Annotated in this window: 18 protein-coding genes and 1 pseudogene; 10 read left to right on the top strand and 9 right to left on the bottom strand. The window is 63.1% G+C overall.

The annotated features are described in order from the left end of the window. Nucleotides 1–139: 139 nt before the first annotated feature. From GUY40_RS23360 to GUY40_RS23395, 8 genes and pseudogenes are all read right to left on the bottom strand, one after another. Complete coding sequence (locus GUY40_RS23360) at nucleotides 140–1,612, bottom strand: efflux transporter outer membrane subunit (protein WP_166571275.1); 1,473 nt, start codon at nucleotides 1,610–1,612, stop codon at nucleotides 140–142. Next, nucleotides 1,609–2,676 carry an HlyD family secretion protein gene (locus GUY40_RS23365; RefSeq protein WP_166571276.1) on the bottom strand — a complete coding sequence of 356 codons (1,068 nt, stop codon included), beginning with the start codon at nucleotides 2,674–2,676 and terminating at the stop codon, nucleotides 1,609–1,611. The genes GUY40_RS23360 and GUY40_RS23365 overlap by 4 nt, the downstream gene beginning before the upstream one ends. Before the next feature lie 281 nt (nucleotides 2,677–2,957). Continuing rightward, nucleotides 2,958–4,235, bottom strand: a pseudogene (locus GUY40_RS23370) (MFS transporter); the annotation flags it as partial. Nucleotides 4,236–4,343: 108 nt separating this feature from the next. After that, the gene (locus tag GUY40_RS23375; protein ID WP_166571278.1) at nucleotides 4,344–5,261 is read right to left on the bottom strand and encodes a LysR family transcriptional regulator; all 918 of its coding nucleotides are present in this window, start codon (nucleotides 5,259–5,261) and stop codon (nucleotides 4,344–4,346) included. A gap of 69 nt (nucleotides 5,262–5,330) precedes the next feature. Next, nucleotides 5,331–6,197 carry an ABC transporter permease gene (locus GUY40_RS23380; RefSeq protein WP_166571279.1) on the bottom strand — a complete coding sequence of 289 codons (867 nt, stop codon included), beginning with the start codon at nucleotides 6,195–6,197 and terminating at the stop codon, nucleotides 5,331–5,333. An 18-nt stretch (nucleotides 6,198–6,215) separates the two neighbouring features. Beyond that, entirely contained in the window at nucleotides 6,216–7,082 is an 867-nt protein-coding gene (locus tag GUY40_RS23385) for an ABC transporter ATP-binding protein (RefSeq protein WP_166571280.1), read from the bottom strand. A 5-nt stretch (nucleotides 7,083–7,087) separates the two neighbouring features. After that, nucleotides 7,088–8,125, bottom strand: a complete 1,038-nt coding sequence (locus GUY40_RS23390; protein WP_166571281.1) for an ABC transporter substrate-binding protein — start codon at nucleotides 8,123–8,125, stop codon at nucleotides 7,088–7,090. 27 nt (nucleotides 8,126–8,152) lie between these two features. Further along, entirely contained in the window at nucleotides 8,153–9,049 is an 897-nt protein-coding gene (locus GUY40_RS23395; protein WP_166571282.1) for a TauD/TfdA family dioxygenase, read from the bottom strand. 730 nt (nucleotides 9,050–9,779) lie between these two features. Here GUY40_RS23395 and bcsE point away from each other — a divergent pair. The 10 genes from bcsE to GUY40_RS23445 all read left to right on the top strand — a co-directional run bounded on the left by bcsE (nucleotide 9,780) and on the right by GUY40_RS23445 (nucleotide 24,072). Then, nucleotides 9,780–11,324, top strand: coding sequence for a cellulose biosynthesis protein BcsE (gene bcsE, locus GUY40_RS23400; RefSeq protein ID WP_166571283.1), 1,545 nt, complete (start codon nucleotides 9,780–9,782; stop codon nucleotides 11,322–11,324). Next, entirely contained in the window at nucleotides 11,321–11,512 is a 192-nt protein-coding gene (gene bcsF, locus GUY40_RS23405; RefSeq protein ID WP_166571284.1) for a cellulose biosynthesis protein BcsF, read from the top strand. The genes bcsE and bcsF overlap by 4 nt, the downstream gene beginning before the upstream one ends. After that, nucleotides 11,499–13,136: a cellulose biosynthesis protein BcsG gene (bcsG, locus tag GUY40_RS23410; protein WP_166571285.1), complete on the top strand. Its 1,638-nt coding sequence runs from the start codon at nucleotides 11,499–11,501 to the stop codon at nucleotides 13,134–13,136. The genes bcsF and bcsG overlap by 14 nt, the downstream gene beginning before the upstream one ends. Further along, nucleotides 13,106–13,369, top strand: coding sequence for a cellulose biosynthesis protein BcsR (gene bcsR / locus GUY40_RS23415; RefSeq protein WP_166571286.1), 264 nt, complete (start codon nucleotides 13,106–13,108; stop codon nucleotides 13,367–13,369). The genes bcsG and bcsR overlap by 31 nt, the downstream gene beginning before the upstream one ends. Then, nucleotides 13,366–14,085: a cellulose biosynthesis protein BcsQ gene (gene bcsQ / locus GUY40_RS23420; RefSeq protein WP_166571287.1), complete on the top strand. Its 720-nt coding sequence runs from the start codon at nucleotides 13,366–13,368 to the stop codon at nucleotides 14,083–14,085. Before bcsR ends, bcsQ begins: the two co-directional genes overlap by 4 nt. Beyond that, the gene (gene bcsA / locus GUY40_RS23425) at nucleotides 14,082–16,673 is read left to right on the top strand and encodes a UDP-forming cellulose synthase catalytic subunit (protein WP_166571288.1); all 2,592 of its coding nucleotides are present in this window, start codon (nucleotides 14,082–14,084) and stop codon (nucleotides 16,671–16,673) included. Before bcsQ ends, bcsA begins: the two co-directional genes overlap by 4 nt. Continuing rightward, nucleotides 16,670–18,988: a cellulose biosynthesis cyclic di-GMP-binding regulatory protein BcsB gene (gene bcsB / locus GUY40_RS23430; RefSeq protein WP_166571289.1), complete on the top strand. Its 2,319-nt coding sequence runs from the start codon at nucleotides 16,670–16,672 to the stop codon at nucleotides 18,986–18,988. Before bcsA ends, bcsB begins: the two co-directional genes overlap by 4 nt. Continuing rightward, complete coding sequence (bcsZ, locus tag GUY40_RS23435) at nucleotides 18,978–20,111, top strand: cellulose synthase complex periplasmic endoglucanase BcsZ (protein WP_166571290.1); 1,134 nt, start codon at nucleotides 18,978–18,980, stop codon at nucleotides 20,109–20,111. The genes bcsB and bcsZ overlap by 11 nt, the downstream gene beginning before the upstream one ends. Beyond that, nucleotides 20,099–23,674 (top strand): cellulose synthase complex outer membrane protein BcsC, encoded by a 3,576-nt coding sequence (bcsC, locus tag GUY40_RS23440; RefSeq protein ID WP_166571291.1) that lies wholly within the window; start codon nucleotides 20,099–20,101, stop codon nucleotides 23,672–23,674. The genes bcsZ and bcsC overlap by 13 nt, the downstream gene beginning before the upstream one ends. Before the next feature lie 83 nt (nucleotides 23,675–23,757). Beyond that, nucleotides 23,758–24,072: a tryptophan synthase subunit beta gene (locus GUY40_RS23445; RefSeq protein WP_166571292.1), complete on the top strand. Its 315-nt coding sequence runs from the start codon at nucleotides 23,758–23,760 to the stop codon at nucleotides 24,070–24,072. 1 nt (nucleotide 24,073) lies between these two features. Here the strand turns inward: GUY40_RS23445 and lapD are convergent, their stop codons facing one another. After that, a complete protein-coding gene (lapD, locus tag GUY40_RS23450) occupies nucleotides 24,074–26,020 on the bottom strand; it encodes a cyclic di-GMP receptor LapD (RefSeq protein WP_166571293.1) in 1,947 nt (648 codons plus the stop codon). Nucleotide 26,021: the final 1 nt, after the last annotated feature.

The following is a 26,021-nucleotide window of genomic DNA, read 5'->3' on the forward strand; positions in this document are numbered from 1 at the left end:
ATGGGCTGCGCAGCAGCCCCCGAGGCCGGTGATATCAACGACAAGCCTTGGGAGTGCGGGCGGTTTCGGAATCGCCGGGGCCGCTTCGCAGCCCATCGCGGCCAGGTCCGCTCCTACATGGATTTCGGCGGTTCATCCCTTAACTGACTGGCATTGGGGCAAGCCCGACTCCTACCTGGGCGGTAGTCAGCGGGTACACCGACTGCCAGCCGCCGCCGAGTGCGCGGTAGAGGTCAACCAGTGCCAGCGACACGCCAGCGGCGCTGTCGATCAGCTGTTCCTGACTGGCCAGCAACGCACTCTGCACGGTCAGTACGTTGACGAAGTCGACCACCCCTTCCACGTACTGGCGTTGCGCGGTCTGCAGGGCGATCTGGTTCTGGCGCACGGCTTCGGTCAGGTGATCGCGGCGCAGCTGGCGGCTGTTGTACAAGGTCAGCACGTCATCGATTTCATGCCAGGCACCCAGCACGGTGCGCTGGTAAACCTGCGCCGCTTCCTGCTGCTGGGCCTCGCGCAACGCCAGGGTGCCGCGCAGGCGCCCGCCATCGAACAGCGGCAGGCTGAACTGCGGCCCGATAGCAAACTGACGCGAGCCCCAGGAGCCGAGGTCGCTGAGCTGCAAGGCTTGCGAACCGAGGCTGCCCGACAGCGTGATGCGCGGATAAAAGTCCGCCTTCGCCACGCCAATGCTAGCGGTGGCCTGGTGCAGTCGAGCCGCTGCGCGGCGGATATCCGGGCGCCGTTCGGCCAGCTCCGACGGCAGGCCGCGGCTGACTTGCGCAGGCGGTTGCGGCAAGGGTGCCTCAGGTTGCAGGCGCGCCTGCAGACTGCGCGGCGGCTCGCCGGTCAACAGGCTCAGGGCGTTGATCAATTGGGCTTCGCGTTGGGCCAACGGCGGCAAACGTGCTTCGATGCTGGCGACCTGCGCCGCGGCTTCGGCTACATCCAGATGGGTCGCGACGCCATCATTGAAGCGCAGCTGGGTCAGCGATTGGCTGTGGCGCGCCACTTCCAGGTTCTCGCGGGTAATGGCCTCGGTGCTTTGCACGCCGCGCAGCTGCAGGTAGTCCTGAGCGGTTTCGGCGAGCAGGCTCAGCAGTACTTCACGGCGATCGTTTTCGGCCACTTCCAGCGCAGCATCAGCGGCTTCGGTCTGGCGCTGCAAACGGCCCCAGAAGTCCACTTCCCAAGCGGCCTGAAAGCCGCCTTCCAGCAGGTTGAAGTTCGAACGCCCGCTATTTCCCGAAGGGTCACTCAGGCCTTTGGCAGACCGTCGTTGCCGGCTGTAACCACCGGCCGCCGACAGGTCCGGGGCGTTGTCAGCCGTCACCACCTGGTACAGCGCGCGGCTCTGTTGCAGCCTTGAGGTGGCGAGTTTCAAGTCGAGATTGCCAGCGATGACCTCCTCGCTGAGCGCCGACAGTTGCGGGTCACCGAACACCTTCCACCAACGCTCGGTCAGCGCCTGATCCACCGGTTTGCTGGCGGCCTGATCGCCTTGGGTGGTCAGCCATTGGTCGGGCTGCGCAGCGCTCGGTTCGCTGAAGTCAGGCCCTAACGTGCAGCCGCTCAGGGTGATTGCCGCCATCGCCAATGCAAAGGTTCTCATCGCTGGCTGACCTCTTTCCTGAAGTCCTCAGGCGCGGCGCTGGTAGTGTCGATGTCGGCTTGTACCGACATGCCCACACGCAGGTGGCCAAGTAGCGGCTGGTTGGCATCCAGGCTGATTTTCACCGGAATGCGCTGCACCACCTTGGTGAAGTTACCGGTGGCGTTGTCCGGGCGCACGGCGGCGAAGGTCACGCCAGTGGCCGGGGCGATGCTTTCCACATGCCCGAGCAAGGCAGCATCAGGGAAGGTGTCGACGCTGAGGCTGACCGACTGGCCCACGCGCACGTCGGTCAGCTGGGTTTCCTGGAAGTTGGCGATCACGTAAGCCTTGTCCAGCGGCACCACGGCCAACAGCTTGCTGCCGGGCGTGACATAAGCCCCGACCCGCACCGCACGCTCGCCGACCATGCCGTCGAACGGCGCGACGATGCGCGTGTACGACAGCTGATAGTCGGCCAGGGTCTGATTCGCCTCGGCCTGCTCCAGGCTGCCGGCAGCGGCATCGCGCTGGGCGGTGAAGATGTCCACCTGTTTACGTGCCGCCGCCAGCGTTGCGCTGGCCCTGGCCTGCCGGGCGGTGGTCTGCTCGACGCGGGTACGGGCTTGCTGGGCGTTCTGCACCGTACCAGCGCCATTGCCGGCCAGGTGGTCGTAGCGGGTCAGTTCGCGCTTGGCAAAATCCAGCGCAGCCTGGGCTTCAGCCAGGCCGGCCTGGTGTTGGGCAATGATCGTGGATTGCTGCTCCAGGGTGTTCTGCGCATCTTGCAAGCGCGCCTTGGCGACCAGCGCATTGGCATGGGCAGCACTGGCCGCCGCGCGCAAGTCGCGGTCATCGATCACCGCCAGCAACTGCCCGGCCTTGACCCGCTGGTTGTCCTCGATCAGCACTTGGCTGATAAAGCCGGCAACCTTGGGCGCGACCAGCGTGAAGTCGGCGGCCACATAGGCATCGTCGGTGCTCTGGCGGGTGCCGCCGACCAGTTTGGCGCCCATGACCGAAGCCAGCAGTGCGATGGAAAATGCGGCCACTGCCGTGAGGGTTAAAGTGCGTGATGGTTTCATGGAAAAAGTCTCTGGCAATGGGGCTACTGAGGTGCGCGCGGCGGATAAACACGCGTCGGCAACCAAGGAATCAACAGAATCAGCGCCGCAGCCACCCAGGCCATGACGTAGTAAAGATCGGCACTGGTCAACACCACAGCCTGGCGATGCAGGCGCTGGGCCAGCACGGTCGGGTCGCCGTCAACCCACGGCGAGTTGCCCAGGCGATCGACCAGCATCGTTGAATGAAAGTGCAGGCGCGACGTGGTCAAGGCGTCCAGCACCCCGGCGGCCACCACCGCCGCCATGCCCTTGACGGTGTTGAACCAGGCCGATGCATAGGGCCCATCGGTCGGTGCCAGGCCACCGGTGGCGAGCATCAGCAAGGGAATCACTGACATCGGCTGGCCGAAAATCTGCAGCAGCTGCAAGGGGTAGAAGTCGTTGCGAATCCACTGCGAGGTCAGCCCGGAGCCGGCCAAGCACGACAGCGCCAACAGGCTCAGCCCCATTGCCAGCACCCAGCGGCAATCGACCCAGCGCAGGTTGCACAGCGCCGCCACCAACGGCAGCGCCAACAGTTGCGGCACGGCCACCATCAGCATCATCGGTGCGGTTTGTATCGGCCGATAACCCTGAACCTGGGCCAGGTAGCTGGACGGGATAATGATGACCGCGGTCAGCACCACCAACACCCCGCCCAGGGTCAGCAAGGCGTGGGTGAGATTGCGGTTGGCCAGCAGCCGCAACTGGAAGAACGGCACCGGCGCAAACCATTCGTTGATCAAAAACGCCACCATCAACACCAGTCCGCCGCCGAGCAGCCAGCTGATCAAGGGCGAGTGCAGCCAGTTCAGCCGGTTGCCCTGCAGCAGACCCATCACCAGCGCGCAGATGGCGGGCAGGCCGAGCAGCAGTCCACGCCAGTTGAACTGGCGAAAGCGCTCAAGCCGCAGTGGGTCCCGGGGTAATCCCCAGGCGACGGCGGCCATGGCCAGCAGCCCCGGGGCGACAATTTGCCAGAAGGTCCAGTGCCAGCCCAGTTGGTCGGTCAGGAAAGCCGCCAACGGCGTGCCCATGCCCGGCCCGAAGGTGGCCGTCAGCGCATAACTGGCCAGGCCGTACAGCTTCACATTGGGCGGCAGGAAACGCAGCGCGGCGGTCATCAGCATCGGCGGCAGGCTGCCCGCCGCCAGGCCCTGCAAGGTGCGCAGCAGCAACAGACTGGGCAGATTCGGGGCGAACGGGGTCAGCAGGCCCAGCAGGATAAAGGCGGCGATCGCACACAAGGTAAAACGCCGCAACGAGAAGGTCACCGAGCACCACGGCGCGAAGGCCATGGCCGCCACCGACGTGGCGCTGTAGCAGGCGATCAGCCAGGTACCCTCGTCGTACCCCAGGTGCAGGCCACCCCGGATATCGGCCAGCGCTACCTTGCCGACCATTTCGTTGAAACCGGACAACAATACCGCCAACAACACTCCGGTCAGCCCCACGCCAATGCGCATGCCTAAAGCCGCCGGCACGGCGGGCTTGCCGGCGATGGCGGTCGGCGTGCCAGTGGCAGCAAGCGAACTCATGATCAAAGACTCCGGAGAAAAGATTCCCGGACAGTCTAAAAAGCTGGAGAGCTTACGAAAACTGACTTATCTGCAGCTAATAATTGCGTCCGACGCAACGATGGCACCTCACACCCCTGGTGCCCGCGAACGCTCGTCGCAACAGGCCTTGAGGGTCTGGCGCAGCCACCGGTGGGCGGGGTCCTTGTCCATGCGCGGATGCCAGGCCTGGATCACTACCACCGATTCCAGCGGCAGCGGCAAGGCGAAGGCACGCAAGCGCAGCCCCTGCTGTGGCGCGCCCCAGAGCGCCAGCTCCGGTAGCGGCAGAATCAAGTCGGAGTCCTGCAGGGTAAACATGGCCGAATGGAAGTTGGGGGAAATCATCGAGACGCGTCGCGTCAGGCCCATCGCCGCCAGTGATGTGTCGATCGGACCCAGTGCCCGGCCGCGGCGCGAGACGCTGATGTGCGCATAGCGACAGAGGCTTTCTGCACTCAGGTCTTCGGCAAATATCGGGTGATCCTCCCGCGCAAGGCCGACGAACATGGTGTTGAACAGTGTCTGCGTGAGGATTTCCGGCCCCAGGTTTCGCACCGAGCAAACCCGCAGATCGATCCGCCCCTCACGCAGGGCTTCGTCATCACTCTCGCCTTCGGGCACGAAACGCAGCTCGGCATTGGGCGCCTGCCGGCCCATGGCGGCGAGCAGCTTGCCGCCAAACGCGCCGACAAACACGTCATTGGCGCGTACGTTGAAGCGCCGGGTCAAGCTTGCCAGCTCCACCTCTTCTGCCGAGCGAAAGACCTGCCCGGCCTGCTCCACCAAGGATCGCACCTGAGCTTGCAGGGCCAGCGCCTTGGGGGTGGGCACCAGCCCGCGCCCGGCCCGCACCAGTATCGGGTCGCCGACCGCTTCGCGGATGCGCGTGAGCGTGCGGCTCATGGCCGCCGGGCTCAGGTGCATGCGCCGCGCGGCACCGACCACACTGCCCTCATCGAGCAGGGCGTCGAGGGCTACCAGAAGGTTCAGGTCGGGAAGCTGCATGGGGCACACTCTTGGTCTTGAAAAGATTGATCCAGGCGCAATCCTCTCAAGACCACGGCCTCTCGGCAATCAGCGCTGCATGCCCCAGCGTTTTACCGTCACGCGCTCCAGGGTGTTGAAGACCAGGTTCTCTACCAGCAGGCCAATCAGGATGACCACCGCCAGCCCGGCGAACACCTTGTCGGTGTACAGCTCGTTGCGGTTCTGGAAGATGTACCAGCCCAGCCCGCCCTTGCCACTGGTGGCGCCAAACACCAACTCGGCGGCGATCAATGTGCGCCAGGCAAAGGCCCAGCCAATCTTCAGACCCGACAGGATCGATGGCAGCGCCGCCGGCACCAGAATCAGCAACACGAAGCGCAGACCCCGCAGGCCATAGTTACGCCCGGCCATGCGCAAGGTTTCCGAAACGCCCAGAAAGCCCGCGTATGTATTCAGCGCCAGGGCCCACAGCACTGAATGCACCAGCACGAATATCAGGCTGTTTTCGCCAAGGCCGAACCAGAGCAAGGCCAACGGCAGCAAGGCAATGGCAGGCAGCGGGTTGAACATCGAGGTCAGGGTGCTGAGCACATCGCGACCGATCTGGGTCGAGACCGCCAGTGTCGTCAGACCAAACGCCAGCACAATCCCCAGCGCATAGCCCTTGAGCAGCACCACCAGCGAGACGCCGACCTTGGCCGGCAATTCACCGCTGAGTGTGCCGTCGTACAGGGCGCTGGCGGTTTGCAGAAAGCTTGGGAACAACAGGTCGTTGGCTTGGTAACGGGCCACCGCCTCCCAGGCGATGGCGAGCACAATCAGGATCAGGCTCTTGCGCAGCCAGCCATGTTGCCAGAGGCGCTGAGCCAGGGGCAACTCGCGCTCAAGCGGCACGGACAGCAGCGGCTCCAGGGCCACCTCATATTCCACACGGACCGAGGGTGTCGTTTTCATCGGGTAAGGCTCCTCGGCTCAATAAGCGATTCGGATATCGCTGAAGTCCAGCGCCTGCGCAGGCTCGGCGCCCTGTTCTTCATCGAACAGCAAGCGATGGATGCGCTGCGCCGAGGCTTGGAAGCCGGCGCCGCCCAGGCTTTGCAGGTCGTATTGGTGGCTGTGGATTTCAGCACGCACGCGGCCGGGGTGCGGCGACAGCAGCAGGATGCGATTGCCCACCACCAGCGCCTCTTCAATCGAGTGGGTGACGAACAACAGGGTGAAACGCACCTCCTCCCACAAGCGCAGCAGCTCTTCCTGCATCTTGCGCCGGGTCAACGCATCGAGCGCGGCGAACGGCTCGTCCATGAGCAGGATCTTCGGCTGCATCGCCAGTGCCCGGGCAATCGCCACGCGCGCCTTCATGCCGCCGGACAAGGTGTGCGGGTAGGCATCAGCAAAGCCGGTCAGGCCGACCTTGTCCAAATAGTGCAGCGCCCGTTGCTCGGCCTCGGCACGCTTGAGCGTGCGTGATGCCAGCAACGGAAACATGACGTTCTCCTTGACGGTTTTCCAGGGCGGCAGTTGGTCGAACTCCTGGAATACCACGATGCGATCAGGGCCCGGGCCGTGAACGGCTTTGCCCTGCAATCGGATCTCGCCCTGGGTCGGGGCGATAAAGCCGGCCACCGCCTTGAGCAAGGTGGACTTGCCGCAGCCCGACGGCCCGAGCAGCACGAAGCGGTCCGCCGGGTCGATTTCGAAACTCACCTCGTGGGTGGCCCGCACCACGCGCTGCGGCGTGCGGTATTCGAGGCTGACGTTGTCGACGTGCAGCAGCGCGCCAGTGGCGACTGCGGCGTGAAGGTTGCTGGCCGTGTGGCCTTGCAAGGGCGCATTCATGACCATCAGCTCCCTTGTAGCGGTTTGGCATCCTGGAAGAAGTAGTCCTTCCACGATTCGGGTTTGTGCTTGATCGCGCCGACCCGGTAGAGGAACTCAGCCAGCGGGTAGGTGTTCTTCGGCGTCACGCTGAACTCGTACTGCGGACTGTCGATGATCTTCAGCAGCGCCTCGCGATCGATCCTGGCCTTGGTCACGCGGATATAAGTGTCGGCGGCCGCGCCCTTGTCGTTCTGGGCAAACTCGGCAGCTTCGGCCAACGCCTCGACGAACGCCTTGTAGGTCTTGGGGTTGTCTTTGCGGAATTTCTCGGTGGCAAACAGCACCGTCGGCGAGTTCGGCCCGAGCAGGTCATAGGTGTTGAGCACCACATGCACATTCGGGTTGGCCAACGCCTGATCCTGGAACGGCGGGTTGGAGAAATGCGCGTTCAACTCGGTGCCACCGGCCAGCAGGGCGGCGGTCGCATCCGGGTGCGGGACGGCCAGGGTGTATTTGTCCAGCCGGGCGTATTCCTGGTCGCCCCACTGCTTGGCTGCCGCATACTGGAGGAAACGAGACTGCACCGAGACACCGACCGCCGGCACCGCAATGCGGTCCTGTTCGGTGAAGTCAGCAATGGTCTTGACCTTCGGGTTGTTGCTGACCAGGTAATACGGGAAGTTGCCGAGGGAAGCGACCGCCTTGACGTTCTGCCGGCCCCGGGTACGGTCCCAGATGGTCAGCAGCGGGCCGACACCGGCACCGGCGATATCAATCGAGCCGGACAACAGCGCATCGTTGATGGCCGCACCACCGGACAATTGCGTCCAGTCGACCTTGATATCGATGCCCTCCTCCTTGCCGTGCTTCTCGATCAACTGCTGATCGCGCACCACATTGAGCAGCAGGTAAACAATGCCGAATTGTTCCGCGATACGGATCTCACCTTCGGCATGGGCGGCGGCCGGCGCCACCAGGCTGCCGGCGAGGACGCTCAGGCTCAAACCCACGGCAGCGGCCACGCGGTTGAGACCCGGCACAACGAATTTGCGTTTGGACATGATGAAGCTCCTGAAAAAAGTCGGGTATCAGAACGGGGCGTCGCCCTGGATCGTGGTACGAAACAGTTTGCGGCGCAGGTGGTTGGGGCAGCCGGCCGCCAGGTGAATCAGCGAGCGGTTGTCCCAGAACACCAGATCATGGGGCTGCCATTGATGGCGGTAGATGTTCTCTTCGCGAATGCTGTGGGCGTAGAGCTCGGCCAGCAGCGGGCGACTCTCGTCTTCCGGCAGGCCGACAATGCGGGTGGTGAAGCCTTCGCTGACGAACAGGGCCTTGCGGCCAGTTTCGGGGTGCTTGCGAACCACCGGGTGAATGACCTCGTTGACCTGGGCCAATTGCTCGGCGGTCAGGGTCGGACGCCAGTTGCCCTCGAATTTGGTTTCGCTGTAACGCGCGGTGTAGGAGTGCGCGGCGCTGCGGCCTTCAACGGCTTTGCGCAGGGCCTCGGGCAGGCTGTCCCAGGCCTTGTGCTGATCGGCGAACAGCGTATCGCCGCCTTCGCTCGGCAACTCCTGGGCATGCAGCATCGACCCCAGGCTCGGCAGCTCTTTATAGGAAAGGTCCGAATGCCAGAATTTGCCCGCATCGCCCAGGCCAATCGACTGGCCGTTTTCAATGATGTTGGAAACGATGAGGATTTCCGGGTGCCCCGTCAGCAGGAACTGTTTGAGCACATGAATTTGCAATACGCCGAAACGGCGGCTGAAAGCGATCTGCTGCTCGGGGGTGATGCGCTGGTCGCGGAACACCAGCACATGGTGATCCAGATGCGCCCGGTGGATACGGGCGAAGTCTACGGAGTTGACCGGTTTGGACAGGTCGAGGCCGATGATCTCGGCGCCAACCCTGCCTGCGAATGGACGTACTTCGAACGCTTGCGCTGCACCTTCAGAGGCAGCCAAGGAAACTGAGGCCAAAGACATTGATTCACTCCCACGCAGTGCGCGCCAAGGTGCGCGCAACGATCAGAAATCCACGGGATTGCCGTGGTCGTTCATTTCGTGCGGCGCGCCGATTGGTCGGCAAGTACGCAGAACTGCAAGGTATAGGAATAAGAGAGTTACTTTAAATATCGATAAGGAATATCGATATTTCGTTCGATTCCTCGTGTCGGAATTTTCTCAGCGACCAGACGGAAGGCTGCTCCAGGTCATTCCTTGATGAATGCGAACACGTAGAATCCGCCGCCGATTCAAAGGAAGTGCTTTGAGTTCTTTGCATGGGCAGCGCACCGGTAGAGTGACAACGAACAGCTGAGCATGGCGTCATTTTTATGACGATCTTTACAGGCAATGACCGTTCGTCTGAAAAAAAATGGCGCTGACGTCCAAAATATTGACACCATCAGCCTGATATCACACATTGCGCGCCATTCCGCATCGCAATAACTTCTGTGTGATTTAGGTCGAATCTGTCTAATAAAAAGCTCACACTCGTCTAGGCAGGAACCGCTGATTTCCTCACCCGCGGGTATTTTTCGCGACAGATTTCGCCCTATTCGGACGTTTTAACGCCAATCGTGAACCCTGCTGCCCGCCCGCGGAGTCGTGCGGCTCTGCGCAGACATTGGATGTTTTTCTTGTCGTTAGGCTCGCACGGTGGCCAACCAGCCCGGCGCGTCCTATGCATTAGGATCAGGTGGAGTAGCAGGTTTTGAGTCATGTCACTTTGGCCATTCGGCATCTGCAGGATGAGCAAATACGCCTGCGAGAGGCAGGCCTGTATTGGGTCGTGCTGGATCAGCCGGCCGATGCGACCCTGCTTGCCCGCCAGTATCTATCGGCACTGCAGCAATCCCACGCAGCGACTTTGATCTGCTGCGGCCAGGACCCTGCCTCGGTGGTCGACTCCATGGCCAGCGATGCCGGGCCCGGTGCGCTGAGAATGTTTTCGGTGCCCGCTGACACCGCCATACCGGCAGCCTTCAATGCCTTCACCACGGATCTGTCACGTATCAACATTCGCCAAGGCAGTTGCCTGGTGTTGATGCTCGCTGCCAACCACCTGGAAAACCTCTCCCGCGCCCGGCTGCAACGCTGGATTGAAGGCATGCGCCAATGGCTCGATGAACGCGCTTGCACCTTGCTGGTGCTTTGCCACGGCCAGGCGCCTGCACTGCATGAATGCCTGCTGGCCCTCAATGAAGACATTTCCGGGCTCGCCCAGCTTTACCGTCGCGACGGCAGCATTTGCTACCAACTGAACTTCTGGCACAGCGAGCTGGGTGTATGCGCCGCCCAGGCATTCGATCTTGAGCTTGAAGATGATGTCTTCGGCTTGAGCGTCACGCAGCTATCCAGCCCGCCGCAGACGCGGACCGACGATCAGCGCATCTACTTGACCCAGCGCTCGGTACTCGAAGGCGCACCGCCGCTTTCCGAGCAATGGCGGCTGTTCGAGCATCGCGACGACCTGCTGGAGCAGGCGGGTCATGCGCGGGCTGCCAGCGTGATCATGGCGCTGGACAGCAACCAGGAAGTCGAGCCACTGGCCCGTCGTCTGCACGCGCTGCGCGAGCGTTGCGGCGTTGCCCTGAAGATCATCGTGCGCGAAATGGAGCCGTGCCTGCGCTACCGCGACGAGCGCCTGTTGCTGGCCTGCGGCGCCAACCTGATTGTGCCGTTCAAGACACCACTGGCGCATTTCCTGAGCCTGGTGGACAGCGTTCAGGGGCAGGTCTGGCGGCATCGCCAGGTGGCCAACGTCGAGATGCTGTTCGATCGCCTGCACCCGCCTGCCCAACGTGGCTTGCTGGACCCGCTGGCATTCATCACCACGCTGGATCAGGTCTACAGCGGTGCCTCGGGCGAAGTCACCCACCAACTGCTGCGGTTACGCCCGCGCGGTGACCTGGACATCGATCAGTACCTGAACCAGATCACCTTGCGCCGTTTCGGCGACATCGCCTGCGTACTGGACGGGTATTTCTATCTGTTTCTGTTCGCCTGCCGTGCCGATGGACTGGAGCCCGCGCTGGGTAACATCTGCCGCTTGCCATGGCGCGATATTTTCAGCGAGTTCAGCGCCCTGTCGACAGTCGATGACCTGCCTCGCCAGGCCTTCCTGGACGCGCCACATCAATCCGAGGCGTACCGCATCGCCAGCGAACAAGTGACGGATGACCTGACCCAAGCGATTGCCCGCACCGGCTACACCCCGCAACGCATCAGCCTGCCGCTGTCGGAGCCGTGCCCATGATGTACTCCCAACTGCTGCAAGTCATCGCGGCCAGTTGCCTGATGACCGTGGCCCTGGTCCTGCTGCTGCGTGCTGTTCACCAGCGTCTTCAGCGCTGGTCCCAGCGACACCTGTCACCCCGTTATTTGAAGCCCTGTGGCGTGCGTCGGCGCGTGCCTGCTGCGAGTGATTCCGATGAGCCGGTTTGAAAAACTCGACGTCCCCCTGCCCGTTCGACAGAACGCCTGGACCTGGCCGGGACTGGGGCGCTGGAACCTGTATTTTCTGATCAAGCTGGCCTTGCTGTGGGGCGGCTACCTGAACCTGCAGGTGTTGCCCAATCTGGTCTTCGCCGCCGTGCTGCTGATTCCGTTGCGCCAGCGCTACCTGGCCGCCCTGCGCACGCTGATCGCCGTTCCGGCGGGCGCGGCACTGCTTTATCAGGACACCTGGCTGCCGCCCTTCAGCCGCCTGCTCGACCAGCCCGGGGTATTGAATTTCACCCCGGAGTACCTGCTTGAGCTGGCCGGCCGCTTTATCGACTGGAACCTGTGCGGCGCGCTGATGCTGATGGTAGTCGCGTACTTTTTCATTTATCAATGGCTGCGGCTCACCACCTTCACCCTGGCCGCCCTTGCCTGGCTGGGCGCCAGCAACTTGCTGGCCTTGCAAGTGCCCACGCAGTCGCTGGCGCAGTCGGCCACGCCTGTCCAGGCCACCATAGCAGGCGAACCGGACAGCAAGACGCTGGAGGCCTACCTGCAAAAGTTTTATGACACCGAAGCCGCGCGCCATGTCGAGTTCAAGCCGGCAGACGCCACGGCCCAGCCGTTCGACCTGCTGCTGATCAACATCTGCTCACTGGCCTGGGATGACCTGGACACGGTCGGCCTGCGCGATAACGCCCTGCTGGCCCAGATGGACGTGGTGTTCGACAACTTCAACTCCGCTACCTCCTACAGTGGCCCGGCGGCGATTCGGCTGTTGCGCGCCAGTTGCGGCCAGCAATCGCACAGCCAGTTGTACGGGATGGCGCCCGAGCAATGCCTGCTGATGGACGATCTGCGCAAGCTGGGCTACGAGAACGAAGTCATGCTCAACCATACCGGTCAGTTTGAAGGTTTCATCAATGAAGTGCGCGCCCAAGGCGCCCTGCCGGCGCCGGCTGTCAGCACCTCCGATTTGCAGCGCGCACTGGTCGCCTTCGACGGCTCGCCAATCTGGCGTGACCGTGATGTGCTGGACAAATGGTGGGAACACCGGGAAAGCCAGAACAGTGCGCGCGTAGCGCTGTTCTACAACACCACCACCTTGCATGACGGCAACCGCGCGCTGACCGCCGATGGCGGCACCCAGCGTGCCGACTACAAGCCGCGAGCGCAAACCCTGCTGACGGACCTGGATATCTTCCTCAAGGAACTGGAGAAGAGTGGTCGCCGGGTGGCAGTGGTGATCGTGCCGGAGCACGGTGCGGCGTTGCATGGCGACCGGATGCAGATTTCGGGCATGCGCGAGATCCCGAGCCCTTCGATCACCCACGTCCCGGTGGGCATCAAGCTGGTGGGCATGGGCAAAAACCCGCGCAGCGGGCCGGTCCATGTCACTGAGCCGAGCAGCTACCTGGCCCTCTCGGAAATCATTTCGCGGCTGTACGCGTCGCCCCCTGCGCCTGACGGCCAAAGCCCCGACTGGCAGACCCTGCTCGCCAACCTGCCACAAACGCCGGTGGTGTCGGAAAACGCCGGAGCAGTCGTACTCGACTATGCCGGCAAGCCTTATGTTCGAGTCAAGGAGAAGGGTACATGGCTACCTTACCCGCAAAGATTCCAGTAAAAAACCAAGCGCTGTCACGCACCGAACGCGCCGATGACATCGCCCGCCTCAAGGTCGAGCTGAAGCTGCCCGCGCTTGAATACGTCGATATTTCGGCGCAACTGGAACTCAGCCGCGCCATGCGCCGCTGGCCGCTGCTCAACGAGTTCAGCTTTCCAACGCTTGCGCCCGCCGAGCCGCCTTTGCCGGTGGTCCAGCCGATCCGACAGGGCAAGTTCGGAGCGCTGAAGTGACAGCGTTGAGCCTGCGTGGCGTGCGCGGCGGCGTGGGGACCAGTTCGGTTCTGGCGGCCGTCGGCTATGCGCTGCACACGCTCGGGGAGCGGGTACTGATGGTGGATATGTGCCCGGAAAACCTGCTGCGCCTGCACTTCAATCTGGTCGCCAGCGAAAAGCTCGGCTGGGCGCGCGCCATGCTCGATGGCGACCATTGGCATGCCCAGGCCTGGAGCCTGGCACCCACGCTTGACCTGTTGCCTTATGGCGGCCTGTCCTGGCAAGAATCCATGCGTATCGAACAGCAGCTGCTCGACAACCCGAAGCTTTGGGCACGCCGCCAGGCAAGCCTGACGGCGCACTACGATTGGGTGTTGTTCGATTTGCCCCAGCGCTTACCGGGGCACGCAACGATCGGCCCGTGCCTGTTCCCGATCCGCGTAATCGAAGCCGACGCCGCCTGCCATGTACTGATGCTGCAGGAAGGCGGCACGGCACCGCTGCTGGTTAACCGTTTCGACCCCGGCAGCCAGTTGCAGCGCGACTTGTTGCTGATTTGGCGCAAGCATCTGGCCTCACGCCTGCTGCCCTTTACCGTGCACAGCGACGAAGCCCTGCGCGAAGCCCTGGCGTTCAAACAGCCGGTCGGCCAATACGCGCCCAGCAGCCTGTCTGCCCAGGACGCCCTCAGCCTGGCGACCTGGTGCCTGACCCGACGCCGGGAGGCGCAATGATCGCGCGGATTTTCCCCTACATGCATTTGCGTCGACGGTACGACTGTTACCCACCGACGGCGTTCTTGCTGGCGACGCTGACCGCGTTGGCCTGGATGTTCCTGCGCCTTGAGTCGTCCGCCTGGCAGCCGCTGCTGGAGCAGCGCCAACGCTGGTACCCGCACCTGGCCAACAAGGCACCGAGTGTGGGTGACCCGCTGCGTATCGCCCTGCAAAGCCTGTGGCTGCTGGTGGCAAGGCCCATGCCTGAACGTCGCCGCAGAAGCAAACCGCAATGGGTTCAGGACCTGGGCCAGTCCAACCTCCGGCTGTGGGAGCGCGCGGCCCTGTTTCTCAACGGGTTGCCGCAGCAGGCGAAAGACAGCGAAACGGTGCATGCCGGCAAGCAATGGTGGCAGACCCTCAGCCCTCGCCAACAGCATTGGCTGAACTATATCTGCGCGGCTGTCGGCCTGGTGCTGGTGGTGGTGTGCATCACCGAGCCGTTCGGTTACGGTTCGCAATTGATGTTCGTATTCTTGCTCTGGGCCGTGGCTATGGTGGTTCGCCGCGTTCCCGGGCGGTTCCCGACCTTGCTGCTGATCGTGTTGTCGATCATCGTTTCCTGCCGCTACCTGTGGTGGCGCTATACCTCGACACTGAACTGGGGAGCCCCGCTGGACCTGGCCTGCGGCGTCTTGCTGCTGATTGCCGAAACCTATTCCTGGCTGGTACTGCTGCTGGGCTACATCCAGACCTGCTGGCCCTTGCAGCGCATCCCGGCGCAATTGCCGGCCGATACCCGCCTGTGGCCAACGGTCGATCTGTTGATCCCGACCTACAACGAAGATTTGTCGATTGTGCGCGGCACCGTGTACGCAGCGCTGGGTATCGACTGGCCCCATGACAAGTTGCGAATCTCGATTCTCGACGACGGCAAGCGCGAGGAATTTCGCCTGTTCGCCGCCGAGGCCGGGGTGAACTACATCACGCGTTCGGACAACAAGCACGCCAAGGCCGGCAACCTGAACCAGGCGTTGCTCAAGCTCGACGGTGAGCTGGTCGCCATTTTCGACTGCGACCATGTACCGGTCCGCTCCTTCCTGCAGCTGACCGTCGGCTGGTTCCTGCGCGATCCAAAACTTGCACTCGTGCAGACGCCCCACCACTTCCTGTCGCCGGACCCGTTCGAGCGCAACCTCGGCACCTTCCGCCAGCGGCCGAACGAGGGCGAGTTGTTCTACGGCCTGGTGCAGGACGGCAACGACATGTGGAACGCCGCGTTTTTCTGCGGCTCCTGTGCGGTATTGCGCCGCTCGGCGATAGACGACATCGGCGGCTTTGCCGTCGAGACCGTGACTGAAGATGCTCACACCGCTCTGCGCCTGCACCGCCGCGGCTGGAACTCGGCCTATGTGCGCATCCCTCAGGCCGCCGGGCTCGCGACCGAAAGCCTGTCCGCGCATATTGGCCAGCGGATTCGCTGGGCGCGCGGCATGGCGCAGATTTTCCGTACCGACAACCCGTTGCTGGGCAAGGGCCTGACGATCTTCCAACGGATCTGCTATGCCAACGCCATGATGCACTTCCTGGCAGGCTTGCCGCGCCTGGTGTTCCTCACGGCGCCTCTGGCATTTCTGTTGCTGCATGCCTACATCATTTACGCCCCGGCGATGATGATCGTCCTGTATGTGATTCCGCACATGCTGCATGCCAGCCTGACCAACTCCCGCATGCAGGGCGAACACCGCCTGACGTTCTGGGGTGAAGTCTATGAAACGGTGTTGGCCTGGTACATCGCCCGCCCGACCACCGTCGCCTTGTTCAATCCCAAAAAAGGCAAGTTCAACGTCACCGCCAAAGGCGGCCTGATGGCCGAGAACCAGTTCGACTGGCGCATTGCGCAGCCTTATCTGGTGCTCGCACTGCTCAACATCGTGGGCCTGGGTTTTGCGGTTTGGCGCCTGATCTACGGCCCCGCCAACGAGATCGGCACCGTCCTGGTGAGCAGCCTGTGGGTGATCTACAACCTGCTGATTGTCGGCGCCGCGGTGGCCATCGCTGCAGAAGTTCGTCAGGTCCGGGAAACGCACCGGGTCCAGGCGCGTCTTCCGGTCGCCATTCGGCTGGAGAACGGCCATTTCTATCCTGGCATGCTGGTGGACTACTCCGACGGCGGGGCCGGTATCGAACTGGAAGTGGTGCTGTCGCTGCCGGTCGGTAGCCGCGTGTCGCTGCTGATGCAACGCGGTCAACGAGAGTTTCTGTTCCCCTGCTTCGTCAGCCGCAGCCACAAGAACTTTGTCGGTGTGAGCCTGCAGGACCTGCCCGCCGAGCAAAAAATCGATTACGTACAGTGCACCTTCGCCCGTGCCGATGCCTGGTTGAACTGGAATGAAGACTTCATCCAGGATCGGCCGCTGCGCAGCTTCATCGATGTGCTCAAGCTGGGCACCATGGGCTACTACCGCCTCTACGAATACCTGCCGGCATGGACCTTCAAGCTGGCCTCTCCATTCGTGCGCCTGGGCGCATGGGTGATCAGCTATGTACCGCGCTTTCCGAAGGCTGCCTCTTCTCTTTCTTCTCGTCCGGTGAGCGCATCATGAGCCGCTATTTCCAAAATTCCTTGTTGGCATGCCTGGTGTTGCTGGCCGTTGGTTGTGCGCAGGCGCAGACCCTGAAGGCTCAGCCAGCCGCGGCGGCAGCCCCCGTGCTGGAGCCCGCTGCGGCCACATCGGTAATGCCGAGCTGGGAGGTACAGCGCAGTTTCGCGCAGCTGGGGCGCCCGGCTGACAGCCTGTTGCTGGGCACGAACAACACCGATCAGATCGAATTCACCATGCGCCGCGACCGCATCGCCAGCGATGCGAAGCTGCAACTGGAATACACCCCGTCTCCGGCGCTGATCCCGACCCTGTCGCACCTGCGCATCTACCTCAACGATGTGTTGATGAATGTGCTGCCGATCGAGAAAGACCAGCTGGGCAAAAAGGTCACTCAACCGGTGGCGCTCGACCCTCGCCTGATCAGTGACTTCAACCGGGTCCGCCTGGAATTCGTCGGGCACTACACCGACATCTGTGAAGAGCCGTCGAACAGCGCCTTGTGGGTCAACGTCAGCCGCGTCAGCCATATTTCGGTCACCGAGCAGGCGCTCAGCGCGGAAAATGATCTGGCCTGGTTCCCGCTGCCGTTCTTCGACGCACGCGACTACCAGAGCCCGGTACTGAACATGATCTTCGCCGCGAACCCGACCCTGGAAGCGCAGCGCGCGGCCGGTATCCTCGCGTCGTATTTCGGCAGCCAGGCCGGCTGGCGGGGGACCCGCTTCCCGGTAGCCTTCGATCACTTGCCGGGCGCCACCGCCAGGGACAAGGCTCTGCCTTCGATCGTCTTCGCCACCAACGATCATCGTCCAGCCTTTCTCGCCGACCTGAAAACATTCCCGGCAGTGGATGCACCGGTGGTGCAGATCATCGACAACCCCGACAACCGCTACAGCAAAGTGCTGTTGGTCATGGGCCGTAACGAGGCCGACCTGATCACCGCGGTGAAGGCATTGGCGCTGGGTGGCGACCTGTTTCGCGGCTCCCGCGTGACCGTCGACAAGGTCCAGCAGATCCTGCCGCGAAAACCCTACGACGCACCGAACTGGATGCGCACTGACCGCCCGGTACGATTCGCCGAGCTGGTCAGATACCCCGAGCAGTTGCGCGTCAGCGGCGTACAGCCGTTGCCGATCAGCCTCGACATCAACCTGCCGCCGGACCTGTTCGTCTGGCGTAACCAGGGGATCCCGCTGCAGACCAAATACCGCTACACACCGCCGGCAGCGGCCAATGACGGCTCACGGCTGAACATCAGCCTGAACAACCAATTCATCACCAGCTTGCCACTGCTGGTCAACAGCAACAGCCGACTGGATGAACTGCGCCTGGCCGTACTCTCCAGCGAATCGGCAAACACCAATGAGCGCCTGTCGGTTCCGGCCCTGAAAATCGGTGACCGCAACACCCTCAGCTTCAACTTCAGCTTTGCCAGCACCGCCAGCAGTTCTCAACGCGACCGTTGCCAGAGCTCGCTGCCGGTCGACACCCAGGCTGTGATCGACGACCAGTCCAGCATCGATTTGTCCGGTTATCACCACTACATTGCGATGCCCGACCTCAAGACCTTCGCCCGCAGTGGCTTCCCTTACAGCCGCATGGCTGACCTGTCGGAAACCATGATCCTGCTGCCGCCACAACCGTCGGCCATTCAGCTGAGTACTTACCTGGAGGCGGTGGCGGGTATTTCCGCACGTTCCGGCCTGCCGGCCTTCGGTCTGCAGGTCAGCGATAATTGGAGCGATGCTGCCAGGCTCGATGCCGACCTGCTGGTACTCGGCGCACTGGCCCCGGACGTGCGTGACAACCGTGACTTGAACCTGCTGCTCGACCGCTCCCGCGATTGGCTGCTGCAGGCCAGCAATACTCAGCCCGGCCGCACCGGAGTACCGCAGCGGCAATACGGCGACGAGCGCAACCTGGCCGCCAACCGGGTCGAGGTATCCGCCAAAGGCCCGATCGCAGCCATGGTCGGCATGAAGTCACCGTTCCATGAGCAGCGCAGTATCGTTGCGCTGCTGGCCACCCAGGACGCCGACTACCAGCTGCTGCGCGAGACCCTCGCCGACAGCGGCAAGATGGACGCCGTGGCTGGCTCCGTGGTGCTGATCCGCAGCAGTGGCGTGAGCAGCCAGATGGTCGGTGAGCCGTACTACGTCGGCCATCTGCCGTGGTGGTTGATGCTCTGGTTCAAGCTGTCGGACCACCCGATCCTGCTGGCCTTCATGGCCGCAACCGGCGTATTGCTGACTGCCTTCCTGGTCTGGCGAGTCCTGCAGTGGGCGGCACGTCGTCGTCTGGCTTATGAAGAGTAAGCGGGCAGCGAATGCCTGCCTGACAGGCCTGCCGCTGGTTGTGGCGCTTGCGCTGCAACCAGCACACGCGGCGGCAAGCAATTGTCCGTGGCCGGCCTGGGAACGCTATAAGCAGGCGATGATCAGCGAAGACGGGCGCGTCATCGACGGGTCCTCCGAGCAGCGCATCAGCACCTCGGAAGGCCAGAGCTACGGGCTGTTTTTCGCCCTGGTCGCCAACGACCGCAAGTCGTTCGAGCGGCTATTGGCCTGGACCCGCAACAACCTGGCCGCAGGCGACTTGAACAGTCATCTGCCAGCCTGGAAATGGGGCAAGTCCCAGAACGAACAGTGGCAGGTGCTGGACAGCAACAATGCCAGCGACGCGGATTTGTGGATCGCCTACAGCCTGCTGGAAGCCGCGCGACTGTGGCAACGCCCGGACCTCGAAACTCAAGGTCGCAATCTGCTCTGGCGCAGCGCGGCGCAAACTCTGCACAAGCTGCCTGGCCTGGGGCTGATGTTGCTGCCGGGCGATGTGGGCTTCCAGTCCGCCGAGGGCGTGCGCTTGAATCCAAGCTACCTGCCACTGCAATTGCTCGCGCGGTTTTCCAGTGAGGCGCCGGTCTGGGCAGAGCTGGCCGACAACACCCGGCGAATGCTGGTTGAAACCTCGCCCAAAGGCTTCGCGCCCGATTGGCTGATGTGGCAGGCCGGCCAGCGCTGGGGCCCGGACGCCAAGGGCGCGGACGGCAGCTATGACGCCATCCGTGTTTACCTGTGGCTCGGCATGTTGGCCGAGAACGCTCCCGGCCGCACGCAACTGCTGGCGCATTTCAAACCGATGCTTGAGGCGACCACTCGACTGGGCTATGTGCCCGAACGCGTGAACAGTGTCAGCGGCATCGCCGCTGGAACCGGGCCAGTCGGTTTTTCCGCGGCCATGCTGCCACTGCTGTCCGCCAGTGGCGCCAACGCAGCAGCTGCCGTTCAGCGAGAGCGTGTGCAACAGGCCCCGCCGCTGGCAGACGCCTATTACAACCAGTCGCTGCTGATGTTCGGCCAAGGCTGGGACGAGCAACGTTACCGATTCGATAAGGACGGACGGCTAGTGCCAAATTGGAAGGGTTCATGCAAAGGCTAGTCCTGCGAAAAACGGCGGCGAAAACATCCACGCTGAGATCACTTCTGACTTGCGGCACGCTGCTGTCCAGCCTTTACCTGTGCTCCTCGGCACTGGCGGCGCAAGCCCCGGACACGCAACAGGCGCAGCAACAATGGTTGCTGCAGCAGATGCGCGTTGGCGAGGCGATGTTCCGTGAGGAGCTGATCAATGATTCGCTGGCGCGCCTGGAACTGATCGCCCCCGATCACCCGCAAGTGTTGGTCGGCAAGATCCGCCAGGCATTGCGCGCAGGTACCGCCCGGCAGGACCCGGCCCAAAATGCGCAATGGATCGAACAACTGTTGACCCGCCTGCGCCAGCAGGCCCCCGGCTCACCTGCGCTGCGCCAAGGCCTGGCGCTGGTCAAACTGCAGAGCGCCAGCGGTGTCAGAGACTTGCAGCAGGCTCGCTTGCTGGCGGCGGCCGGGCGCTTCGGCGAAGCCATCGCAGCGTACGAGCAGCTGTTCGGCAATGAGCCACCCGACCTTGCCTCAGCCGTGGAGTACTGGAGTATCCGCAGCCGTCTGCCCGGCCAGCGGCAGCCAGCCATCGCTGCCGCGCGCAACCTGGACAACAACTACCCGGGTAGCGCCAGCCTGCGTCAGCTGCTGGTCGGGTTGTTGTTCGCCGAAGATCGCGATGACGAAGCCCTGGCGGTGCTGCACCAATTGGCTGCCGATCCGCTGGCAAGCGCCAGTGCGGCCGACCGTGAATACAAATACCTGGTAACGCTGCCGGTCAGCCCGGAAACGGCCAAGGCCTGGCAGGCATTCGCCGGCTACTACCCCTATTCACCGCTGACCAAAGAAGCCGCCAGGCGGTTGGCCGAACAACGTCGGCTGCTTGCCGACCCCGCCTGGGTAGCCGGTAGCAAAGCTAAAGCGCTGCTCAGGAACGATGCCGATCCAGTCGGCGCTGAAGCCATGTTGCGTCGCTCGCTCAAGGCCTACCCCCAAGACCCGAGCCTGCACGGTGCCTTGGGCATTTCGCTGATGCGCCAAAGCCAATACACGGCGGCCAACGAGGCCTTCGGCCGCGCGCTGAGCCTTGAGCAGGACACCTTCTACATCACCCAATGGCGAGACCTGCAGGACGCTTCGCGCCTGTGGATGGTGCTGCAAAAAGGCGAACTGGCGCTCAAAGCCAAAAACTTGCCCGCCGCACGTGTGGCGTTTACCCAAGCCCGCGCACTCAAGCCCGACAATACCGACGCATTGATTGGCCTGAGTGATGTCGCCATCGCCGAATCGGACGACATCGCCGCCGAGGCGCTGCTGCTGCAGGTACGCAAGCTGGAGCCGGACAATGCCAGCGCCGTGCGAAGGTTGGTTCGCCTGTACCGAGCCCAGTCCAGCGAGAAGGCCGAAGCTTTTCTCGATACGCTGCCCACCGGCAATCAGGTCGAATTCACCCGCTTGCGTCAGAGCATTCAACTTGAACGCTTGAGCCTGAAGGCTGACGCGGCGACGCAGCGCTCGGACTGGGCGCAACTGGTGCCGTTGCTCAAACAGATGCGCCCGCTGGACCCGGACAATCCCTGGCTGGCTTACCGCCTGGCATCCGCCGAACTTGCCCTGGGCAAACCGGGCGAAGCCGACGACGCGTTCCGCCAGCTGTTGCTGCGTCAGGGCCAGAACCCTGAAGCCCGCTACGCCCACGGCTTGTACCTGGCCACCGAAAACCGCGACAGCGAGGTGCTCGCCAGCCTGGGGCAAATTCCCGAGGCCGGCCGGACCGACAACATGCGCGAACTGGCCACCCGGGTCGAACGTCGACAGGTGCTGGCACAGGCGCAGACTTTGCGCGCTGACGGCCGCGAGCCCGAAGCCATTGCCCTGCTGCTTCGCAAACCGACCGTCGATGACCTGTCGACGCTGGCCGACTGGGCGTTCCAGCGCGAAGATTACCCACAGGCGCAACACTACTACCGCCAGGTGCTCAAGCAACAACCACTGGAGGCCGACGCGCAACTGGGTCTGATCGAGACCTGGATCGCTACCGCTCGCCAACCTCAAGCCCGTGAGGCGCTGGCCAAACTCAAGTCTCCCGCTGCCCCTACGCCAGGCTGGCAACGGCGCGTGGCCAATGCCTGGGCCTCGGTCGGTGAGCCGGGCAAGGCCAACGCCCTGTACGCCCAGCTGCTGCAAACGCCGCAGACCGATCCGCTGATCTACCGCGACGCTGCACGGCTAATGGCCAAGGAACACCCGCAACAGGCCCTGGATAACTATGCCCGCAGCATGGCAGCTGCAGGCTTGACCACATCGGCACAGCCCCCCCCGCGCGACAACGTCGCGATGACCGAAGCCAGCCGCGCCAAAGACAGTGATGACTGGATGCTGCGCAGCCTGCGCGGTGATGTCGATGAGCTGTACCAACAGCAAAATCCGACTGTGAACCTCTATCAGGACTTTGCCTGGCGCACTGATAACGGTGACTCGGGCATTTCCGACTTGACCACACAAACCACTATTCTGCGCATCGATATGCCGTTTGCCGAAGGACAAGGCTTTGTCCAGGCCGAACAGGTCGACTTGCAAGCAACCGACTTCGATACTGATGCCAATGGCCGGCACCGAGAAGCGTTCGGGACTTGTGCGCTGGTCACCAACGGCTGCGCCAGCACCTCTCAAAGCACCAGCGGCCCAGGCCTTGCGGTCGGCTGGAAGAGCGCCCAATGGGCCGTCGATCTTGGTCACACCCCGCAAGGCTTCGAAATCGGCAACTGGCTGGGTGGCGTCAGTTACAGCAGCGACTGGCGAAGTGTGGGCTGGACCCTGACCGCTTCGCGACGGCCGATGAGCAACTCGGTGGTGTCCTATGCCGGTGCCGTCGATCCACTGACCGGCACTCGCTGGGGCGCAGTTACCAGCAATGGCCTGACCTTGGGTCTGAGCCATGACGAAGGCGGCGTGGATGGGATCTGGGCCAGCCTGGGCGCGCACTGGCTGCGTGGCAAAAATGTGGTCGACAACCAGCGTCTGTCTGTCATGGGCGGCTATTACTACCGGCTTATCAACACCGCCGATGAACGCATGCGTACCGGTCTGACCCTGATGTCCTGGAGCTATGACAAGGACCTGAGTGAATACACGCTGGGGCAAGGCGGTTACTACAGCCCGCAGCAGTATTATTCGATCGGGGTGCCGTTGAACTACGCCTGGCGTAACGCCGACTGGTCGGCAACGCTGGAAAGCTCCATCGGCTGGTCCTATTCGAAAACCCGTGCCAGCGATCTGTATCCACTTGAGCCCGTCGACAGTTTGCTGGCCAGGCTCGATGCCGACGGATTCGAGACTGACAGCAACGCCAGCCTGACCAAGGAGGCCAGCAGCAGCAATGGTGTCGGTATTCGCTTGCAAGCCCTGGTCGAGCGCAGACTGTCCGATCATCTGGTGCTGGGCTCGGGCATCACCTTCCAGCACAGCGAAGGCTATGCCCCCAGCCGTGCCCTGCTGTACCTGCGCTACACCTTCGATGAATGGCAAGGCAACCTGCCGATGCCGATCGAGCCGGTCACCCCGTACGCGGGCATGCGCTGACCCTTTCGATCACTCCATGCACAGCCAACCATTGGCCTATGCTGCTCTTGGCTGTCATGGAATCAACTCTGGAGGGATGCGCCATGTTCTATGTGCAACGCGATGCCCAGGGCCAGCTGGCCCGCGTGGAATCTGCACCGTACGGCGGGGAGACCGAAATGCTGGCGGCCGATCACCCGGAGATTCAGGCCTGGTACAGCCGTCGGCTGCTCAAGCAAAGCGACCTGGACATGATCCGGGTGCTCGACGACTTGATTCAGGTGCTCACTGAAAAGGGCGTGATTCGCATCACTGACCTGCCACCCGCCGCCCAGAGCAAACTGATGCAACGCAGCCAGACCCGTGAGGCACTCGGCGGGTTGGCCCACCTGGTCGACGACGACGAGAAGTTACTCTGACTCAGCGCCACGGCATCGGCTCACCGAACAGGCGACCCTGCACCCCCTCAATGCCCATTTCACGCAGCACCCGCAGCTCTCCTTCGGTTTCGACCTGCTCGGCGATAAGCGGCAGGTCGATGCTGTGGGCGGCACGCTGGATCGCTTCGATAAACAGGCGCTTGTGGTGTTCCTTGTCGATGGCGCGAATGTAGCTGCCGTCGATCTTCAAGTACGCCAGGCCCAGGTGCGCCAGGTTGCCGATCATGCTGAAGCGCCCGCCGAACTGCTGCAGGCTCAGGCCGAAGCCAAGGCTGCGCAGTCTGCGGATCACCTGTTCGAGCTGCGCCTGTTCGGGCAGCTGGTCTTCGGCGATTTCCAGTGTCAGCCGTGAACCCAGGGCTGGGTGACGCGCCAGCAGGGCGTAGATCCGTTCGAGCACCTGTGGGTCGCTCAGGGTGGCGGCGGACAGGTTCAGCGCCAGCGGCTGCTCATGGTCCTGCAGGTGCTGGATGACTTTTTCCAGCATCAGCAGGTCCAGCCGCGGCGACCAGCCAAAACGCCCCAGCCAGGGCAGGAAGCGCCCGGCGACGAGGGTGTTGCCTTGAGGGCCGAGCAAGCGAGAAACCACCTTGTGGTGCAGCACGCGCTGCGGGTCGTCGCTGGCAACCACCGGCTGGAAGAACAGCTGGAAGTCGCCCTTGCTCAAGGCTCCGTCCAGCAGTGCGTGCCAGTCGGATGGGTCGTCGCTCACTTGCTGCGCATTGCCGTAGTCAAGGCAGACCCCGTGCGCCTCTGGCTGACCCTGCGCCTGGGACACCGCCTCATCGGCCAGTGCCAGCACGGCGTGGGGTGCGTCGCCCGGGCGGTACGGCGCCAGGCCGATCCAGGCAATGGGAGTGACGTCGCTGACGCCGGTCGCTTGCAGGTCGAGCAGATGGGTTTCCAGGGTTTGCGCCAGTTGCAGCGCCTCCTCGCGCACCAACCCCGGCGCCAGCACGGCGAACTCGCCGCCTCGACTGCGGGTGATCAGGTTGCTGGTTTGTGGATAGCCGGCGCAGGCACGCTGCAGTTGCCCGGCGATGGCTTGCAGCAGCGCATCGGCGGTTTGCCCGCCGAGGCGCTGGTTGAGCCCCGTCAGATCGTTGACCCGCAGCAGCAGTAAAAAGCCCTCTCCGGCCTCATCGCGATGGCTGACCCGGGCGTTGAGTTGCATCTGGAAATAGCGCCGGTTACCCAGACCCGTCAGCCCATCGTGGTAGGACTCGACCCGTAGTTTTTCACTGCGTTCAGCCTGCTCCTGGAACAGCGCCTTGAGCTTCTCGACCATCTGGTTCATGGCCTGCACCACGCGGTGCAGCTCTGGCGTGCGGGGCAATTGCGGCAGGCTCAGGAATTCGCGCCGGGCAATCGCATGGGACTGCGCCACCATGTAGTCCAGCGGCTTGAGCTGGCGCCGTAGCAACAAGGCGCCCAGCACCGCGCTCGCGGCGCCGCACAACAGTAGCCAGCCGAGGCTGCCCAGTGCGCTTTGCCACAACTTGGTGACGGCAAACATCGGGTGGCTGACCACTTCAACCCGGGCCGCCTGTTGCCAGCCACGGCTGACGATCGCATCGCCACCGGCCGGGCGCAGGTTGATCAGTTTGCCAAACCAGGCCGGCACGCCACTGGCATCCGGTTCCGCGCTGCGCTCCACCAGGACCGTGTCGGTCGCCATGTCCACCACGCGGATGCTGGCGTAGTAGCCGCTGTCGAAGATCGAACTGACCATCAGCTCGACCATCGCCGGGTCGTCGATATTTGGCGTCAGGGACAACGCCAGCGCCGTCGCGGCGTCCTGGGCGTGGGATTGCAGTTGATTGACGTACTGGGCACGAGAGCTTTCCAGGCTGACCATGAAGCTGCCGCTGAAGGCGACCACCAGGAACAGGCAAATGGCGATGAGCAGTTGTTTGAATAAAGACATT

Source organism: Pseudomonas sp. R5(2019) (genome assembly GCF_009905435.1).
Lineage (GTDB): Bacteria > Pseudomonadota > Gammaproteobacteria > Pseudomonadales > Pseudomonadaceae > Aquipseudomonas.